This window comes from Cryobacterium psychrotolerans (assembly GCF_900101115.1).
Lineage (GTDB): Bacteria > Actinomycetota > Actinomycetes > Actinomycetales > Microbacteriaceae > Cryobacterium > Cryobacterium psychrotolerans.
This window is the reverse complement of the sequence record NZ_FNFU01000006.1, coordinates 71,385-88,868: the sequence shown is the minus strand read 5'-3', so window position 1 is coordinate 88,868 and position 17,484 is coordinate 71,385. Positions and strand designations below refer to the sequence as shown.

Below are 17,484 nucleotides of genomic sequence, written 5' to 3'. Positions count from 1 at the left end.
GAACAGGAACCCATGAACCGCGCCGAGCGACTCAACGCCGTGCTGGCCCTGCTCGCCGAATCCGGCCAGCTCGAGGTCGACGACATCATCACCCAGCTCGACGTCTCGGCCGCAACGGCCCGCCGCGACCTCGACACGCTGGCCGCCCAGCAGCTGCTCACCCGCACCAGGGGCGGCGCGATCGGGCAGACCGTCGCCTATGACCTCCCCCTCCGGTACAAGAAGGAGCAGCACGCGCCCGAGAAGCAGCAGATCGCCCTGGCCGCCAGCGCGCTCGTCTCCCCCGGCGACGTCGTCGGCCTGTGCGGGGGCACGACGAGCACGGCGATCGCGAGTGTGCTCGGCGCCCGCGCCGATATCATGGAGGCCTCCCCGAACGCCAACCTCACGATCGTCACAAACGCCCTGAACATCGCCGCCCAAATGGCCATGCGCCCGCAGGTGAAGACGGTCGTCACCGGCGGCGTGGTGCACTCCCGCTCCTACGAGCTGGTCGGGCCGTACTCCGACGTCGTGCTGCAGCAGGTCACCATGGACATCGCCTTCATCGGCGTCAACGGCATCGATCCGGCCGTCGGGGCGACCGTTCACGACGAGCGGGAGGCCGCGGTCAACTCGCTGATGGCGCGCCGGGCCACCCGGGCCGTCATCGTCGCCGACTCCAGCAAGATCGGCCGCACGGTTTTCGCCACGCTGGGCGACCTCGGGATCTTCAGCACGCTGATCACCGACGCCGGCATCACGCCCGAGCAGGTCGCCGCGTTCACCGACCGCGGCCTCGAGGTGATCGTCGCGTGAGCGCCCACATCATCCATTCGGCCCGTCTCGTCTCCGGCGGCAGCACCACCGCCGACGCCTGGGTCTCCTTCGAGGGCGACACCGTCGCCGCCGTCGGCACCGGCACCGCCTGGCGCGCGCTCGGCATCGACCCGGCATCGACCACGGATGCCCGCGGCCGCCTGCTCACCCCCGGCTTCATCGACATCCACTGCCACGGCGGGGGCGGGGCGTCGTTCGAGGATGGCGAGGAGGCGATTGAGACCGCGCTCGGCCTGCACCACCGTCATGGCACCACCCGGATCGTTTTGTCGCTCGTGACGGCGAGCCAGGCCGACCTCGAGTCGAGGCTCGCCGTGATCGCCGACGAGACCGAACGGAATCCGCTCGTTCTCGGCGCTCACCTCGAGGGGCCGTTCCTCGACGACGCCTTCCGGGGCGCGCACGATCCCGCCCTGCTGCGCGCGCCGGACCCGCAGTCGATCGACCGGCTGCTCGAGGCCGGGCGCGGGCACATCCGCCAGGTCACGCTCGCCCCCGAACTGCCCGGCGCGACCGCCGCGATCCGCACCCTTGTCGGCGCCGGGATCGCCGTTGCGGTCGGGCACAGCGCCGCGGACTACAGGGAGGCGATGGCCGCGTTCGACAGCGGCGCGTCGATCCTGACCCATGCCTTCAACGGAATGCGCGGCATCCACCACCGGGCTCCCGGCCCGGTCGCAGCGGCGACCCGATCGCCGCAGGTGACCCTCGAGGTGATCAACGACGGGGTGCACGTGCATCCCGAGGTCGTGCGGCTCGCCTTCGCCGCCGCGCCCGGGCGGATCGCGCTGATCACCGACGCCATGGCCGCGGCGGGGTCGTCCGACGGCCGGTACCGGCTCGGCACGCTCGCCGTGACCGTCACCGACGGCGTCGCCCGGGCCGACCGGGGCGGCTCGATCGCGGGGTCCACGCTCACCCTCGATGCGGCGCTGCGACGGGCCGTGACCGAGGTGGGTGTCACCCTGGAGGACGCGGTGACCGCCCTGACCGAGACCCCGGCCCGGGCGATCGGGCGCGCGCACGACCTCGGGCGGCTCGCCCCCGGCTACGCGGCCGACGCCGTGCTGCTGGGCGACGGCTTCGAGGTCGACGCCGTGTTCGCGGCCGGCCGCCGGCTGCACTGATCGGGCGTGCCGAGACGATGACGCTCGTCGAAATCTGCGTGGACGACCTGGCCGGCACCCTCGCGGCCGAAAGCGCCGGCGCCGACCGGGTGGAACTCTGCGCGAACCTCGCCGAGGGCGGGACAACGCCCAGTTTCGGCCTCATCGCCCGGGTGCTCGAGTCGGTGACGACCCTCGGCGTGCAGGTGATGATTCGACCGCGGGGCGGCGACTTCGTGCACTCGGCGAGCGAACTGTCGGTGATGCTCGCGGATGTTCGCGCCGTGCGGGACCTCGCCGCCCAGGCGCCCGCTCCGGTCGGGCTGGTCTTCGGCGTGCTGACCGCGGCCGGCGACATCGACATCCCGGCGATGCGGGAGCTGATCGCCGCGGCGGAGGGGGTGCCGGCGACCTGCCACAAGGCCTTCGACGCGGCCCGGGACCTGTTCGCCGCGCACGACGCGCTCGCCGGGCTCGGCGTGGTGCGCATTCTCACCTCCGGGGGCGCGGCCACGGCCGCGGAGGGGGCCCCGGTGCTGCGCGAGCTGATGGCGAGGGAGCCCGGGGGTCCGGTCATCCTGGCCGGCGGCTCGGTGCGCGTGGCGAATGTCGCCCGGCTCGTCGCGGACACCGGGGTCACGGAGGTGCACCTGCGCGCCCAGGTCCCCGGACCGCGCGGTGACGGCGGGCTGGTCACCGACGCCGCCCTGGTACGCGCCGTCATCGCCGAGCTGGGCGCCACCCGGCCCTGACCCGGCGCGCGCAGCGATCCGCCGCCCACATCGATCCGGCGCCCACGACGCGCCGGGCGCGCACTCCCACGCGCCTGCGATTCACCGGCAACGGCCCCCTCCCTGCAGCATTCGCGCAGCCGGGAGCAGTACCGTTGAAGCCATGTTCGGCAGGGACCGGGTCGACCAGGACAGCGGCCGGGTGCACCACACCGATCAACCAGAAGGAGATTCAGTGTCGAATCACGATCATGAGCCATGCGCGGCAGAACACCTCGAGGTGCGTCATCTGTCCGACCACGAGTGGCGCGTGGGCGACCGGCGCCGAGACGAGCGGTCACCCAAAAAGGTGCTCGGCTACATCCGGCAGCGCGGTTTGAGTTTCGAGGTCATGAATATCGAGGCGCCGCGCCGGCACTACCTCTTCGACCGTTTGGATGCGGCGATCGCATCGTTCACCACTGTCTCGTCCCGCTGACGAGACCCCTGGGCGCGCCCGCGCACCTAGGCTGGACAACGTGGCGCCCTGACCGGGGCGCAAACGATCTGCAGAACGACCGGTGGGAACGACTGGGTGTCACGGCCCGAGCGAAGGAGCTTGCGTCATGGCAACAATCGGATGGATCGGCCTCGGCAACATGGGCGGCCCGATGACCGCAAACCTCGTGAAGGCCGGGCACGCCGTGCGTGGGTTCGACCTCAGCCCCGCCGCGCTCACTGCCGCCGCGGCATCCGGGCTCACCCCGGCCACGAGCATCGCGGATGCCGTCGCCGGCGCCGACGTGGTGTTCACCATGCTCCCCAGAGGCGAGCACGCTCTCGCCGTGTACCTGGGCGAGGGCGGCGTGCTCGAATCGGCCGCGCCGGGCACCCTGCTCGTGGACTCCTCCACCATCGACATGGACTCCGCCCGGAAGCTGCACGATGCGGCCGCCGAGGCCGGGTTCCGGTTCGTGGACGCCCCGGTGTCGGGCGGGATCAGCGGCGCGGAGGCCGGAACGCTCACGTTCATGATCGGCGGCGATCCCGCATCCGTGGCCGCTGCGAGCGTGTTCATCGAGCCGATGTCGGCCAACATCATCCCGACCGGGGCCGCGACGACCGGCCAGGCCGCCAAGATCTGCAACAACCTGATGCTGTTCATCAACCTCGCCGGGGCCGCAGAGGGCGCCGTGCTCGCCGATCGCCTTGGGCTCGACAAGCAGGTGTTCTGGGACATCGCGTCGGTGTCGTCCGGGGACAGCTGGGCGCTGCGCACCTGGTATCCCGTCGCCGGGGTGGTGCCGTCATCGGCGGCCAACCGCGACTTCGCGCCCACGTTCACGGCCGAGCTGGCCAACAAGGACATCAACCTGGCCGTCGCCGCGGCGAACGCCACCAACACCCCGCTGGAGATCGGCGAGCACGTGCAGCAGCTGATGCAGCGGCTGATCGACGCGGGCGAGGGAGCCCGGGACTGCTCCGCGATCGTGAAACTCGTCGACGGGACCCTCGGCGAGACTGCCGCGTCGCCGGCCGCTGCCACGGACCCTGCCCCGACACCGGCGCCTCACGCATGACCCTGCTCGAAAGCGCGATCATCCTGGTCGCCGGGGTCGCCGCGGGCATCATCAACGTGGTGGCCGGCGCCGGCACGCTGATCACCTTCCCGGTGCTGCTGGCGCTGGGTGTTCCGCCGATCACCGCGAACGTGTCGAACACCGTCGGCCTGATCCCCGGGTCGGTCGCCGGCGCCTACGGTTACCGTCGCGAGCTGGCCTCCCAGTGGCGCCCGGTCGCCTGGATGGCGCTGTTCTCCGCCATCGGCGGCATCAGCGGCGGGCTGCTGCTGCTCGTGCTCCCCGGGGACGTCTTCTCCGCCGTCGTGCCGTTCCTGCTGCTTCTGGCCGCGGTGCTCTCGGCCATCCAGCCGCGCGTGGCCCGGTGGGTGCGGCGCAAGGCACCGGCCGCTCCCGCCGGCTCGGTGCCGACCAAATCCTCGGTACTGACCAAAACGGATACCCGGCCGCTCACCCTCGGGCTCGTGCTCGGGGTGCTCGCCACGGGCGTGTACGGCGGCTACTTCGGCGCGGCGCAGGGCGTGGTGCTGCTCGCGCTGCTCGGCATCCTCTGGTCCACCGACATGCACCGCGCCAACGGCGCCAAGAACGTGCTGGCCGGGGTCGCGAACCTCGTCTCGGCGATCATCTTCATCACCAGCGGCACCGTCGACTGGCAGATCGCGATCCTGATCGGCATCGGCGCCGCCACGGGCGGCTGGCTGGGCTCGCACATCGGCCGCCGCCTGTCCGCGCCCGTGCTCCGCACCATCCTCGTGGCCGTCGCCGTCGTCGCCGCCGTAGTCCTCTTCGTGACCTGACCCGGCCTGACCCGGCCCGGCCTGACCGATCTCCCAGGCGCCCCGACTCGCGCCCCAGACCCGCTCGCCGAACTGTGACTTTGGCACCTTCCCACGCCCAACGAAGGTGCCAAACTCACAGTTCGGCGGAGGACGGGTGGGGTGAAAGAGGGCGAAACGGATGCCGGGTCGCGGCGGCCGGAGGAGGCGGGGCTAGATGCCCTGCCAGGCCGGCTTGTTCGCCCAGGCGTAGCGGTAGTAGTCGAGGTTCGCGAGCATGCTCGCCGCCGCCTCGTCGACGACGACCGTGACGTGCGGGTGCAGCTGGATGGCCGAGCCGGGCTGGCTGGCCGTGACCGGCCCCTCGACCGCCGCGGCGATCGCCGCGGCCTTGCCCTCGCCGACGGCCAGCAGCACGAGGTGGCGGGCACGCCGGATCGTGCCGAGCCCCTGGGTGATGCAGTGCACCGGCACGTCGTCGGCAGAGGCGAAGAAGCGGGCGTTGTCGGCCCGGGTCTGCGGGGTCAGGGTCTTCACCCGGGTGAGCGATTCGAACGACGAGCCGGGCTCGTTGAAGCCCAGGTGCCCGGTGCGGCCGATCCCGAGGATCTGCAGGTCCACTCCCCCGGCCCGCACGATGGCCCGCTCGTAGTCGGCGCCGGCGGCGGGCAGACCGGCCGGGTCGCCGCTGGGCACGTGGATGTTGCCCGGCGTGAGCCCGAGCGGGGTGACGACGTCGCGGGTGATGACCGAGCGGTAGCTTTCCGGATGCCCCGCCGGCAGGCCGACGTATTCGTCCAGGGAGAAGCCGCGCACCTGTGAAACGTCGAGCGGGCGATCGGCGAACGAGCGGGCCAGCGAGCGGTAGATCGGCAGCGGCGTCGACCCGGTGGCCAGGCCGAGGACCGCGTCGGGCCGGGCCTCGATCAGCGCGCGGATCGAGGCGGCGATGAGCTCACCGGCGGCATCCGCGTTCTCAACAACAATGACTTCGGCCATCGGACATCCGCCTTCGATCTTGATTACTTATGACCCCAGAATACTAGTTTGGATCACTTTCAATCATCAACGGGTCCGTTCATGCTGCGTTTGCCAGACCAGCGCCACCAGTTCAGCCGGCGCCGATAGACCTAAGGCCGTTGCGCATTCGGACTGAACCGAACCAACTCGAACACGCAAGGAGCATGTCATGCGGTCAACTACTTCCCGACGGGGCGTTCTCGGCGGGACTGCCGCTTCGGCGCTCGTTGCCCTCGCCGCCGTCACCGGTGCGGCCGCACCCTCGCAGCCCGCCGCCTCGGCACAGGCGGCCGCACCATCACAGGCCAACGTCGTCCTCGGCGAACCGCAGGGTGCCGCCCACGCTCACAATGACTATGAGCATGACCGGCCGCTATTCGACGCCCTCGAACACGGATTCACCAGTGTCGAAGCCGATGTCTGGCTCGTCAATGGCGAGCTTCTCGTCGCTCACGACCTCGCGAATGTCCAGCCGGGGGTCACTCTCGAAAGCCTCTACCTAGATCCGCTTGACAGTCTCATCCGCGGGCAGGATCACAGCGTCTACCCCGGCTGGGATGGCACCTTCCAACTGCTGATCGACATCAAGAGCGACGGCGAGAGCACCTACGCTGCGATCGAGGAAGAGCTGGCAGAGCACCCGTCCATCATGACCCGGTACTCCAACGGCAAGACTAAAACCGGACCGGTTATCGCCGTGGTCAGCGGCAACCGGCCCCTGGAAACCATGCGGAACCGTGACTCGCGGTTTGCCTTCTACGACGGACGCTCCGGCGATCTGGCGTCCGGCATACCGGCCGATCTCATGCCGCTGGTCAGTGACAACTGGAACAAGCTTTTCGCCTGGCGGGGTGTCGGGGTGATGCCGGAGAGCGAGAAGGCCAGGTTGCGCGAATACGTGCGGGTGGCGCACGCCCAGGGCTACCGCGTGCGCTTCTGGGCGACCCTCGATGTGCCGGGGGAAGCCCGCGAAGCCATCTGGACCGAGCTGCACGAGGCCGGCGTAGACCACATAAATACCGATGACCTGGCCGCGCTGGAGGAGTTCCTTGGGAGCCGCAGCTAGCGACATCGCCCTCCACCCGCCCGCTCCCGCCATGAATCGCGCCCTACTTGCGTCCCGATCTTCCATTCTCCTGGGGCTGGTTTTCCTGTTCCTGCTCGCGGGAACGTTGCCGGCGTCCGCTCACGTGCGTGACACTGCCGGCTACTCGACAATTCATGGCGACGGCCGTGAAATCTCCTACGAGCTGAGCCTCGAATACGAGATCCTGGCCAAAGCGGTCGACCTGGGGCCGGATGCCCGGGGCGCAGTCGACGACGCCTCTCGCCTGGCGGCGCTCGAGGCCGGAAAGGCTAACCTTTCGGCATACCTGTCCGAACGGGTCGTCATTTATCTGGATGGCGCAGCGTGCGAGCCTCACCTCGATGGAGTCTCCACGACGACCCGTGACGAGAATCCGTACGTGCAGATGGACCTGACCTACACCTGCCCGGGCGAGTCGGGTCAGTACCAATTGACGTACGACGTCTTCTCCGACGTGGACGCGATCTCCGACGAGCACACAAACATCGTCGAGTACCAGATCGGTGCGGACAGCGGCCGCACCGTGATGGACGGCGGCCACAATGAACTTCTCATGGGTGAGAACTCAGTCATCGTCTCGAGTTCCAGATTCGCGCTGATGGGCGTCGAGCACCTCTTGTTCGGCCTGGACCACGTGCTCTTCGTCGTCGCGGTGATGCTCGGCGCGACGAGCCTGCGCAACCTCGTGGGCGTCGTGTCGATGTTCACCCTGGCCCACAGCGTGAGCCTGATCACCGCGCTCCTCGGCTGGGTGCAGGTGGGGGCATCCATCGTGGAGCCCCTGATTGCGCTGTCGATCACATTCGTGGCCATCGAGAATCTGTTGGGCGCCCCGCGCCGCAGACACCTGGTGGTGTTTCTGTTCGGCCTGCTGCACGGGCTGGGATTTGCCGGTTCCCTGAAAATCACCGACGACGTCAGCTGGAACCTGGTGGCCTCGCTGCTCAGTTTCAACATTGGAATCGAAGCGGCCCAGGTTCTGCTGCTGCTCGTGATCTTCCCCCTACTCCTCCTCGTGCGTCGGAGCCGTTTCTCGGCGCCGGTCGTGCGGGGGGCGACCATCGTGGTCGCAGTCTTCGGACTCATCTGGTTCCTAGAAAGGTTCTTCCTCGCATGAAACACCTGGCACCCAAACGGCTCCGCCGTTGGCTTTACGCGGTCACCGCGATCCTGGGCGGGCTCGTGGTCGCCGCGCCGCTGAGCTCGGCCGTCTCGCAGACGATCGACCCACCCAGCGCCGTGATTTCGGGAACCGTCTTCGAAGACGGCAACGGAAACGACGTGTTCGACGCCCGGGAAAAGGTGCTCCCCGGGGTCACCGTGTCGGATGGCGCCACGATCGTCGTGACGGATGCCGATGGTCGCTACAGTCTGGACACCCCCATCCAGCGGCGCACGACCGACCTCGTCTTCATCACCCAGCCCGCCGGGTATTCGGTCGGCACGGACAAGTTCAAGACCCCGCGTTTTTACCGCGATCTGGGTGAACTCGCCACGGGCGAAGCAAAGAGCGTCGACTTCGGGCTGACCAAGGATCCCAAATCCGCGGGCAGCAATTTCACCTTCGGAAACGTCGCAGACCCCCATGTGAACGCCCAGCTCACCGATCAGGTGAAGGAGATCAACTCCACCAAGGAGGATCTGGCCTTCATCCAGGTCAGCGGGGATTTGACCAACAACGCCACCAAGGCCGAGTTCGACTTCTACAAGGCGGCCACGGCCCTCTCCCCCGTTCCGGTCTGGCCTGCGGTCGGCAACCATGAATATGCAGCCGGCGTCGGCTACGCCGCGCGCATCAACAACTACCGCACCAATGTCGGGCCGGAGTGGTATTCCTTCGACTACGGGGACCGGCATTTCCTCGTTCTGGAAAACAACGGCGCGGCACCCTTCGAGGAACAGCTGGAGTGGGCCAAGCAGGATCTTGCCCAGAACGTCGGGGACAAGCGCCTGGTTGTGCTGACCCATCAGCCGATGAACGTGCCCTTCGGGTCGAACTCAATGTATGACCAGTACGGCGCGATCCTCGAGCAGTACGGCGCCGAACTCATCCTGGTCGGCCACGAACACTCCAACGACGTCGAGCCGAACAGTGCATTCGCCGGCTCGGCCAAGCACGTTCAGACCAGCTCCAGTTCGTACACGATTGACAATTCCCCGCGCGGTTTTCGATACGTGGAAATGACGGATGAGACCTTCAAGAATCCCTTCCGGATGTACGGGGCCCAGCAGGACCTCACCATCACCAGCCCGGCCGCAGGTTCGTCCGTTCCGCTGGACGGCTTCCCCGGAATCCAGGTGAATGCCTACGACACCTCGGACGCGCCGACCAAGGTGCAATTCAAGGTCGACGAGGGCAATTGGCGTCCGCTCAAGTCAAGCGGCGAATTCACCTGGCATTCGGCCCTGCCGGATGACGTTCGCGCCGGCGCACACACCGTCGAGGTGCGCGCGGTCGACGCTGCCGGGGCATCCTGGAGCACGTCGTCGAAATTCACCCTGACGAAGGAAAGCGCGATTCTGCCCAAGGCGGGCGCGAACTGGTCCCAGCACCACGGTGACCAGGGCCACACCGGCGTCGCGACCGACAAGATCGAGGCCGGGCAACGCCTGGCGTGGTCCTACCGCACCGAGGGGACGTTCCTCACCGGATCTCCGGTGATTGTCGGGGGCATTGTCTACGCCGGTACGCGGGATGAGAACGGCGACAGCAACAGTGCCGTGCACGCCGTCGACCAGGCCACCGGCAAGAAGCTGTGGAGCTACCCGGTTCCGTCCTCGGTGCACGGCAGCATCGCCGTGTCGGACGGCCTCGTGTTCGTTCCGACGTTGCGGGGCACCCTGTTCGCCGTGGACGCCGCCACCGGAAAGCTGAAGTGGCAGCACGACCCCGAGCCGGCACCGGAGGGCTACAACCAGCGCACCTACGGCTACTACGGCGTCACCGTGGCCGAGGGCAAGGTTCTGTACCCGTATCAGTCGCGGCACGGCGAGGCCAACCTGGGCCTGCTCATCGCCCTGGACGTGAAGACCGGCGAGCGGATCTGGGCATCCGCAATGAGCGGCGCCACCATGAGTGACGGCACTCCCGCCGTGGCCGACGGCCGCGTCTACGTGGGCAACCAGACCGCAGACCGCGTGATCGCCTACGACCTGACCACCGGCGCGAAGCTCTGGACCGGGGGCGCCCAGCTCGGCGGCTGGCAGGACGGTGTGCCGTCCGCCGCAAACGGGCGCGTCTACATCGGCTCCAACAACGGCATCATCGCCCGCGACGGTGTCACCGGCGCGACGCTGTGGACCTACAAGAGCCCGCATCCGTTGCTGGTGAACGGCGGCGCCACCCCGGCCGCCCCGACCATTGCCGGCGACGTGATTTACATGGGCTTCCCGAGCGGCGCAGTCACCGCCCTGGATGCCGCCACCGGTTCGGTGCTCTGGGATCGCCTTCTGCCCGGCGCACAGTACCGCGCCGGCATCCACAGCTCGCCTGCCCTCAGTGGTGACACGCTGTTCGTCGGCTCGAACAACGGCAGCTTCTACGCCCTCGATTCGAACACGGGCCGGTCATTGTGGGAGCACGAGATCGGCACCTGGGTGTCCGCGGGCCCGGCGGTCAGCGGCAACACCGTCGTCGTCGGCGCCTTCGACGGCAACCTCTACGCCTACACCCCCGATGGTGAGGCGGCGAAGCGGTCGGTACCGGGCAAGTGATCAACCGGCGCGTGAACGAGTAACCCGAGCCCCTGCAACCGCAACGGGGAGGGATGGCCACCATGCGGCCGCCCTCCCCGTTGGTCATGGCGGGGGCGGATGCCCAGCGCGGTGACGATGCGCGTGTCCCTCGGCCAGCGTCAGCCCCAGTTCGGTGACCTGTGCCGCCAGTCCAGTGTTGAGGGGGTCTGCTGAATAGGCTTTCAGCGCCTCAGAGAGGGCGGGGACGTTTGGGTCCACGCTGCCGTCGATGATGGCCGTCCACAGTTCCTCGACCGTGTCGCAGAGCTTCGTCGCACCAGTGGGGCCGGCCATGAGCCAGTTGTCAACTAGGGCGGTGACCCGGGGGACACCGGGAACATGTCGGCACACGGCATTGATGACCTGGGCCACGATGATCTGCTGGCGCATCGTTCGCACGTTGCCGAGGATTGGGTCCTGGACAGTCCTCCTGCCGCACGCACCGCACATATGATGTTCCCCTTCTTATGGCATCACGTCGCCGGAGTTGGGTCCGAGCGTCTGGCCCACGTACAGATTCCCGCCGGGTTCGCTGGCAAGCAGCAGTGCGGTGGGGGCCACTTCCGCCGGAACACCGAATCGCCCCAGGGGCAGTTCGGCGCGTTTAGCAGCCTTCCAGCTCTCCGAGATGCCTTCGACCAGCGGGGTCTCGATCGGGCCGGGTGCGATGCTGTTGACCAGCACATTGTCAGGGGCAAGCTCCAGGGCGAGTGCCTTGGTCAGTCCCACCACGCCGGCTTTCGCCGCGCTGTAGTGGCTGAGCCCCTTCCCCCCTTTTATCGCCAGCTGGGAGGCAATGTTGATGATGCGGCCCCACTTCTGGCTGCGCATCTCCCCCACCACCTCCCGGCAGCAGAGGAAGACACCGGTCAGGTCGACCGCTATCGTTTCGCTCCACATTGCGAGGGTCATTTCCTCCAACGGTGACTCCGTAAGCAACCCGGCGCTGTTGACGAGGATCTGGATTGGTCCGAGGCGCTCCCTGGCGAGGTCGAAGGCGCGGCGTACGCTGTCTTCGTCCGAGACGTCTACCCGGATGACGTCGCCTCCGCCGACCCGGTCCAGGACGGCCACCCGGTCACCGTTCGCCCTGAAGGCTTCAACGATTGCCAGGCCGATTCCGCTGCTGCCGCCGGTGACGACCACGGCCCGCCCGTGCCCGGCGTGAGGTTCGCTTTGCATGCTCATCAGGTCCTCCTGTTCTCAGGCACGCATTTTGACGGTCAGTCCGCCGTCGACGGTGAGCGACTGCCCGGTCACGTATCGGGCATCGTTCGAGGTGAGGAATGCGATGACGCTGGCAACCTCCTCCGGTTCCCCGACGCGACCCCAGGGGATGTCGTTCCCTGCTTGCTGGAGGCCGTCGGGGCCGAGCGAGTTGACCGGGTCAAGCGATTGGGGCGTCTTGATGAGTCCGGGAACGATGGCGTTGACGCGGATCTGGCGCGGGCCGAGTTCCACGGCCAAACTGCGAACGAGTCCGAGTACCCCTGCTTTCGCTGCGGCGTAATGGGCATGTCCCTCCCACCCGTAGACTGCGCCGGCAATCGAAGAGACGGCGACCATCGCCCCGCCGTCCGGCATTCTTCCGGCCCCGGCGCGTAGGGTCCGCAGCACTCCCGTGAGGTCGACGTCGAGCATCTCATTCCATCGATCGTCGGAGAGCTCCTCGAGGGCGGAGTTGCGGAGGATGCCGGCGTTCGCGACTACATAATCGAGTCGCCCGAATTCCGCCACCGCCCTTTGGGCGAACGCTTCCACCGATTCCGTCCTGCGAACATCCACCTCGTGGATTACGGCCCGGCCACCTGCTTCGATGACGAGGCGCAGGGTCTCCTCCGGGTCGTGGGGATCTGCAGGGAAAGTACCGATGATAGTGGTTACGCCCTGCCGCGCATAGTGGATCGCTAGGGAGCGGCCGATGCCGCTGGCCGCCCCCGTGATGATCGCTACTTTGGCTTCAGGCATTCGCGACCTGAGGAAGTGCCTCGGGCGGGCTTTCCAGGAGCGCTTCGACCGGTGGCTTGGCCGCGATCATCAGCAAGCCCGAGAAGAGGGTTCCCAACGCGCCCACCCAGAGGGCCGCGGTGCCGGTGTCTGCTCCGGCGGCGACGGCGGTGAACAGTGCCCCGCCGATGATGATGCCGGGCTGGCTCATGGCGCCGATGAACGTTGTTCCGGTTGCGCGGCAACTGACCGGGTAGCACTCCGCCATGAAGTACTGGATGGCAGCGTAGGGGCCGACGAGGAAGAACAGACCGGCGCCGTAGGTGAGGATGATCATTGCCGGGCTGACTGCCAGGGGGCTAAGCATGATGGCGAAGGAAATTCCGGACAAAATCCAGCCTCCGATGATGGTCCTCTTGCGCCCGATCTTGTCGCCGAGCCAGCCGTGGAAGATGTATCCGAAGTAGGCCAGGAGGTTGATGACGATCAACATCCAGAAGGCATCGGACAGCTCCACACCCTTGGCGTTCTTGAGGACGGAACTGCCAAGAATGCTGAAGATCATGATCCCGAAGAAGTTGAATATCCAGGCGAGAGAGAAGACAATCGTGTTCCGGCGCAGGTGAGGTTCCCAGATGCGCTTCAGCGGAGCCACCGACGAGTGCTCAACGCCGTAGGAACGAGCCAGTGCGTGTGCATCGTCTGAGCGCCCGTGCTTCTCCAGCCGGGTGAGTTCGTGGTGGAGTTCAAACTGTGGCGTCTCCTTGAGCTTCTTTGCAATGACCCAAACGATGATCACTGCGGGGACTGTTGCCATCAGGTACAGTGCTCGCCAGCCCAGCGTGGGCAGGAACGCAAGGGCCAGGGCGCTGGCCAGCAGGAAGCCCAGCGGCCAGCCTCCCTGGATGAAGGAGTAGTAGAAGCCGGGGCGCTTGCGCTTCTTCGCGTCCTCTGTGACCTGGTAGACCTCGTTCATGTAGGTCGCGTTGACGGCCTGTTCCGAGAATCCCAGTCCTCCGAAGGAGCGGATCAGTACGACGAGTCCGCTGCTGAGGAACGCGATCCCTGTGGGAATGATTGCGGTCAGTCCCGAGACGATCGCCGTGCCCCCGACCGTGACCATCATGCCCTTCCGGCGGCCCAGACGGTCGATCACCGGTCCGATTCCGAAGGCTACGATTGCCGTGCCAACAGCGATCCACGTGTTGATGGCATAGGATTCCGTCGCTGTCCAGCCGAAGGATTCCTGCATGGCCGGCAGCAGCGTGCCGAAGAGCCCGTAGTCGAAGACGGCGATTGTCCAAGCCAGCAAAGCCAGGGTGGTGGCAATGTTGGTGTCCCTCTTCGAGAAGGCGGGGAACCTGCGCTTCTCGTTCAGCTTCGGTGCCGTCAGATCGACGGCCGAGGACTGTGTGCTCATGAGTTGATTCCCTTTCGTGGTGCGCGGCTGATAAAGGAGTCGGCGATCTGGTCGAAGGTGAGCCAGTTCACGCCGTCGTGCGAGTTGATGTGCTCGATGAGTCGCTCGAGCATGAGGAGCACCTGCGGGCGGCCGGAGACATCCGGGTGGATGGTCATGGTGAACACCGCCTGGTCCATTTCGCGGTAGACCCAGTCGAACTGGTCACGCCACATCTGTTCAATGTCGCGGGGATTGACGAAGCCGTGCGAGTTCGGGGCGGCCTTGATGAACATCATGGGCGGAAGGTCATCCAGGTACCAGTTGGCTGGAATCTCCACGAGGTCGGTTTCGCGGCCGCGAACCAGCGGTTCCATCCAGGTTTCCGCCGCCTTGCTGTAATCGATCTTCTTCCAGCTGTCTCCGACACGGACGTAGTACGGCTCGAAATCACGGTGCATGAGTGAGTGGTCGTACTTGATGCCGCGCTCGAGCAAAATCTCGTTCGTGACAGGCGAGAACTCCCACCAGGGGGCGACGTAGCCGGTCGGGCGACGCCCCGATACCTTTTCAATCAGCTCGATGGATCGGTCCAGGATGGCAGTCTCCTGCTCCCGGGACATGGCGATGGGGTTTTCGTGGGAGTAGCCGTGGACCCCGATCTCATGGCCCGCATCGACGATCATCCGCGTGAGGTCAGGGAAGGTCTCGATGGAATGCCCGGGGACAAACCAGGTTGAGGGCAACTCATACTTCTCGAAGAGACGAAGGAGCCTGGGCCCGCCCACCTCGCCGCTGAAGAGTCCGCGTGAGATGTCACAGGGCGAGTCTTCTCCGCCGTAAGAGCCGAGCATTCCGGCGACGGCATCGACGTCGACGCCGAAGGCGACCTGTATGTCCTTTTTCATGAATCAGCCTTTCAGTATTGGTGTATTGACTGGGTACGTGGGGATTTCGAACCGGGCTGGGGATGCGCTCCGTGCCGGGCGAACGTTTGGGCGATCTGTTCGCGATCCATCCCCAGCCGGAGCAGGAGGCCGAGCAGAACCAGGGCTTGGGATGGCTTGAGCAGCCCTGACGGGATGGCGCCGGCGGTGGCTAGATCCTTGCCCCCACCGTGGCCGTACACCGGCAGAACGGGGCCGGCCTGCACGCGGGTGCTCGTCACGATCACAACGCCGGCGGCAGTGGCATCTGCAATGGCCTGGCACATCACCCGGTTGGCGTTACCACTGCCCGTCGCCTGCAACACCACGCCCGACGCGCCAGCGCCGCAGGACGCCAGCAACAGCAGGGAATCCGCGCCAGGATAGGCCGCCACGAGATCAACGCGCGGGTCGTCTCCGTCGCCGGCGGACGGCAAAGGCAACGGGTCCAGCCTGGGCAGCACGTCGTCCATCTGTATGTCGCCCGCCGCCGAAATGAATCCGGCCTGCCCGAAGTCAGGATTCGTGAACGCGTGGAGATCAAAGGTCTGAGCCTTCCGGACACCTCTGGCTGGGAAGATCTCGCCGGCAAAGCAGAGGAGCACCCCGCGTTCGCGCGCTGCGGCCGAGCCGGCGAGGGCGATCGCTCTGGAAAGGTTGCCTGGCCCGTCCGGTTCGGCCGAATCGGCGGGCCTTTGCGCCCCCGTGAATACGACCGGGCGCGGATCATCATGGGTGAGGTCCGCGAGGAATGCGGTTTCCTCCATGGTGTCGGTGCCGTGGGTGACGACGACACCCATGACCAGGGGATCGGAGAGAGCGTCTGCGATCTTCGCGCAAATGTCGGCCATGTCACCGAAGGTCAGAAGGTAGGAACCCTCATGGAAGAGATCGACGACCCGCACCGGATAGGGAGGCTGCGAGCGCAGGCTCCCCAGAATCTGCTCGCCGCGATCAATCGCGACTGTCGCGCCACCGAACGCCGGCTGCACTCGAGAAGATATCGTGCCGCCCGTTGCCAGTAGCACCACGTGGGCGCCTCCTGGGTCTTTCATGTTCACTCCGATGTGAGGCAACGCAATCGATTGGGTAATCGCGCCAGGCCAGTCCGCGGATATCTGGAGAACTGCGGGTGGACGACACGGGTGTCTGCAAGAACGGGTTCCGCAGGCCTTGTGGCCGATGTCACCCAATCGATTGGGTTGCGGTAGAGGAAACTATAGAATCTGTTGAAGGGGCACGTCAAGCAGCTGCTGAACATTGGTGTCGATCGCATGCGAGCACGCGCGAGATGAAGGGGTCCAGATGAACGACAACAGACCGCCCGAACGCGCCGTCACGTTGAAGGATCTGGCCAGCGAGCTCGGCCTGCACTCCTCGACGGTGTCCCGCATATTGCACTCGGGCACGGACGTCGCGCGGAGCGCAGCCTCTCCGGGGACGGCCGAGCGCGTGCGAGCACTGGCCCGCGAGATGGGCTATTCGCCGGACCCGCAAGCGACGAGCCTGCGAACCCGACGCACACACCTTCTGGGAGTGATCGTCCCCAGGCTCTCCGACCTGGTGCTGGCGATAATGTACGAGGGGATCGAAGAAGCGGCCGCCGAGGCCAACTACTCCACTTTTGTCATGAATTCCCGAGATGACCAGGAACTGCAGCGCCGTAAGACGGAGATCATGTTGGCCCGGCGGGTGGATGGCATGATCTTCGGGGACGCCCATCTCGACGGCAGTCTCCTGGCGGAGCTGTCCGACCGGGGGGTTCCGTTTGTTCTCATGAATCGGCGGGTTCCCGGTTATCCATCGGCCACCTGCGACGATGTTCGGGGAGGCGAGCTCGTCGCTGACCACCTGTGGAGTTCGGGGCACCGCACTGTCTCCGTGATCGCGGGGGAACCCTACGCAAGCACCGCCGTCGACCGGGTGGCGGGTTTTGTCCGCCGCTGGCGGGAGCTAGGCGGCGATATCCCGGACAGCGCGGTCGTGTGGTCTGGCTTCGATACAGTCGGAGGCAGGATCGCGGCGGAGAAGATACTTAAGAATGATGCGCGTCGACCCACCGCGTTGTTCGCAGTCAATGACTTCGCTGCCATCGGCGCTATGGGCGCTGTGCGCTCCCAGGGTTTGCAGGTTGGCCAGGACATGGCCCTTGTCGGATACAACGACACCTCTCTCGCGGCTCAACTTCCGATCTCTTTGTCTTCGGTACACTCCCCCATGCTCGAGATCGGACGCTCCGCGGTGCAGTTGCTTCTTCGTGTTCTCAATGGCGAGCAGGCTGAGTCGATCCGGCTGGAGCCGACGCTCTGCGTGCGTGAGAGCAGCGCATAAGGCGAACTCGAGCACACGACCGGCCAGACGGGCGAGCGCCGCCGA

Annotated in this window: 17 protein-coding genes; 10 read left to right on the top strand and 7 right to left on the bottom strand. The window is 66.6% G+C overall.

Annotated elements, in window-relative coordinates; translation table 11 throughout:
* Positions 1 to 12 precede the first annotated feature (12 nt).
* The 6 genes from BLQ39_RS07265 to BLQ39_RS07240 all read left to right on the top strand — a co-directional run bounded on the left by BLQ39_RS07265 (position 13) and on the right by BLQ39_RS07240 (position 5,015).
* Positions 13 to 798: a DeoR/GlpR family DNA-binding transcription regulator gene (locus BLQ39_RS07265; RefSeq protein ID WP_092322898.1), complete on the top strand. Its 786-nt coding sequence runs from the start codon at positions 13 to 15 to the stop codon at positions 796 to 798.
* The gene (gene nagA, locus BLQ39_RS07260; RefSeq protein ID WP_092322897.1) at positions 795 to 1,946 is read left to right on the top strand and encodes an N-acetylglucosamine-6-phosphate deacetylase; all 1,152 of its coding nucleotides are present in this window, start codon (positions 795 to 797) and stop codon (positions 1,944 to 1,946) included. Before BLQ39_RS07265 ends, nagA begins: the two co-directional genes overlap by 4 nt.
* Positions 1,947 to 1,963: 17 nt before the next feature.
* A complete protein-coding gene (locus BLQ39_RS07255) occupies positions 1,964 to 2,677 on the top strand; it encodes a copper homeostasis protein CutC (protein WP_092322895.1) in 714 nt (237 codons plus the stop codon).
* Between the two features lie 142 nt (positions 2,678 to 2,819).
* On the top strand, positions 2,820 to 3,134 hold the full coding sequence (locus BLQ39_RS07250) for a hypothetical protein (RefSeq protein ID WP_092322894.1): 315 nt from the start codon (positions 2,820 to 2,822) through the stop codon (positions 3,132 to 3,134).
* Between the two features lie 127 nt (positions 3,135 to 3,261).
* Positions 3,262 to 4,215, top strand: a complete 954-nt coding sequence (mmsB, locus tag BLQ39_RS07245) for a 3-hydroxyisobutyrate dehydrogenase (RefSeq protein WP_092322892.1) — start codon at positions 3,262 to 3,264, stop codon at positions 4,213 to 4,215.
* Positions 4,212 to 5,015: a sulfite exporter TauE/SafE family protein gene (locus BLQ39_RS07240; RefSeq protein WP_092322891.1), complete on the top strand. Its 804-nt coding sequence runs from the start codon at positions 4,212 to 4,214 to the stop codon at positions 5,013 to 5,015. Before mmsB ends, BLQ39_RS07240 begins: the two co-directional genes overlap by 4 nt.
* Positions 5,016 to 5,207: 192 nt before the next feature.
* On the opposite strand, the gene BLQ39_RS07235 is transcribed toward BLQ39_RS07240, so the two are convergent.
* Positions 5,208 to 5,993, bottom strand: a complete 786-nt coding sequence (locus tag BLQ39_RS07235) for a glucosamine-6-phosphate deaminase (protein WP_092322889.1) — start codon at positions 5,991 to 5,993, stop codon at positions 5,208 to 5,210.
* A gap of 190 nt (positions 5,994 to 6,183) precedes the next feature.
* On the opposite strand from BLQ39_RS07235, the gene BLQ39_RS07230 reads away from it, so the two are divergent.
* The 3 genes from BLQ39_RS07230 to BLQ39_RS07220 all read left to right on the top strand — a co-directional run bounded on the left by BLQ39_RS07230 (position 6,184) and on the right by BLQ39_RS07220 (position 10,815).
* The gene (locus tag BLQ39_RS07230) at positions 6,184 to 7,080 is read left to right on the top strand and encodes a phosphatidylinositol-specific phospholipase C/glycerophosphodiester phosphodiesterase family protein (protein ID WP_092322888.1); all 897 of its coding nucleotides are present in this window, start codon (positions 6,184 to 6,186) and stop codon (positions 7,078 to 7,080) included.
* A 124-nt stretch (positions 7,081 to 7,204) separates the two neighbouring features.
* Positions 7,205 to 8,218 carry a HupE/UreJ family protein gene (locus BLQ39_RS07225; protein ID WP_167738563.1) on the top strand — a complete coding sequence of 338 codons (1,014 nt, stop codon included), beginning with the start codon at positions 7,205 to 7,207 and terminating at the stop codon, positions 8,216 to 8,218.
* Positions 8,215 to 10,815, top strand: a complete 2,601-nt coding sequence (locus tag BLQ39_RS07220) for an outer membrane protein assembly factor BamB family protein (protein ID WP_092322884.1) — start codon at positions 8,215 to 8,217, stop codon at positions 10,813 to 10,815. Before BLQ39_RS07225 ends, BLQ39_RS07220 begins: the two co-directional genes overlap by 4 nt.
* An 84-nt stretch (positions 10,816 to 10,899) precedes the next feature.
* Here BLQ39_RS07220 and BLQ39_RS07215 read toward each other — a convergent pair whose 3' ends face one another.
* From BLQ39_RS07215 to BLQ39_RS07190, 6 genes are all read right to left on the bottom strand, one after another.
* A complete protein-coding gene (locus BLQ39_RS07215; protein WP_134575322.1) occupies positions 10,900 to 11,226 on the bottom strand; it encodes a hypothetical protein in 327 nt (108 codons plus the stop codon).
* 75 nt (positions 11,227 to 11,301) lie between these two features.
* Positions 11,302 to 12,024 (bottom strand): SDR family NAD(P)-dependent oxidoreductase, encoded by a 723-nt coding sequence (locus BLQ39_RS07210; protein ID WP_198414496.1) that lies wholly within the window; start codon positions 12,022 to 12,024, stop codon positions 11,302 to 11,304.
* A gap of 15 nt (positions 12,025 to 12,039) precedes the next feature.
* On the bottom strand, positions 12,040 to 12,804 hold the full coding sequence (locus BLQ39_RS07205) for an SDR family NAD(P)-dependent oxidoreductase (RefSeq protein WP_092322880.1): 765 nt from the start codon (positions 12,802 to 12,804) through the stop codon (positions 12,040 to 12,042).
* Positions 12,797 to 14,203 (bottom strand): MFS transporter, encoded by a 1,407-nt coding sequence (locus tag BLQ39_RS07200; RefSeq protein WP_092322879.1) that lies wholly within the window; start codon positions 14,201 to 14,203, stop codon positions 12,797 to 12,799. The genes BLQ39_RS07205 and BLQ39_RS07200 overlap by 8 nt, the downstream gene beginning before the upstream one ends.
* Positions 14,200 to 15,090 (bottom strand): polysaccharide deacetylase family protein, encoded by an 891-nt coding sequence (locus BLQ39_RS07195; RefSeq protein WP_092322877.1) that lies wholly within the window; start codon positions 15,088 to 15,090, stop codon positions 14,200 to 14,202. The genes BLQ39_RS07200 and BLQ39_RS07195 overlap by 4 nt, the downstream gene beginning before the upstream one ends.
* Before the next feature lie 11 nt (positions 15,091 to 15,101).
* A complete protein-coding gene (locus BLQ39_RS07190; RefSeq protein WP_092322875.1) occupies positions 15,102 to 16,139 on the bottom strand; it encodes an asparaginase in 1,038 nt (345 codons plus the stop codon).
* A 274-nt stretch (positions 16,140 to 16,413) separates the two neighbouring features.
* Here BLQ39_RS07190 and BLQ39_RS07185 point away from each other — a divergent pair, with 274 nt between their 5' ends.
* A complete protein-coding gene (locus BLQ39_RS07185; protein ID WP_092322874.1) occupies positions 16,414 to 17,439 on the top strand; it encodes a LacI family DNA-binding transcriptional regulator in 1,026 nt (341 codons plus the stop codon).
* Positions 17,440 to 17,484 lie beyond the last annotated feature (45 nt).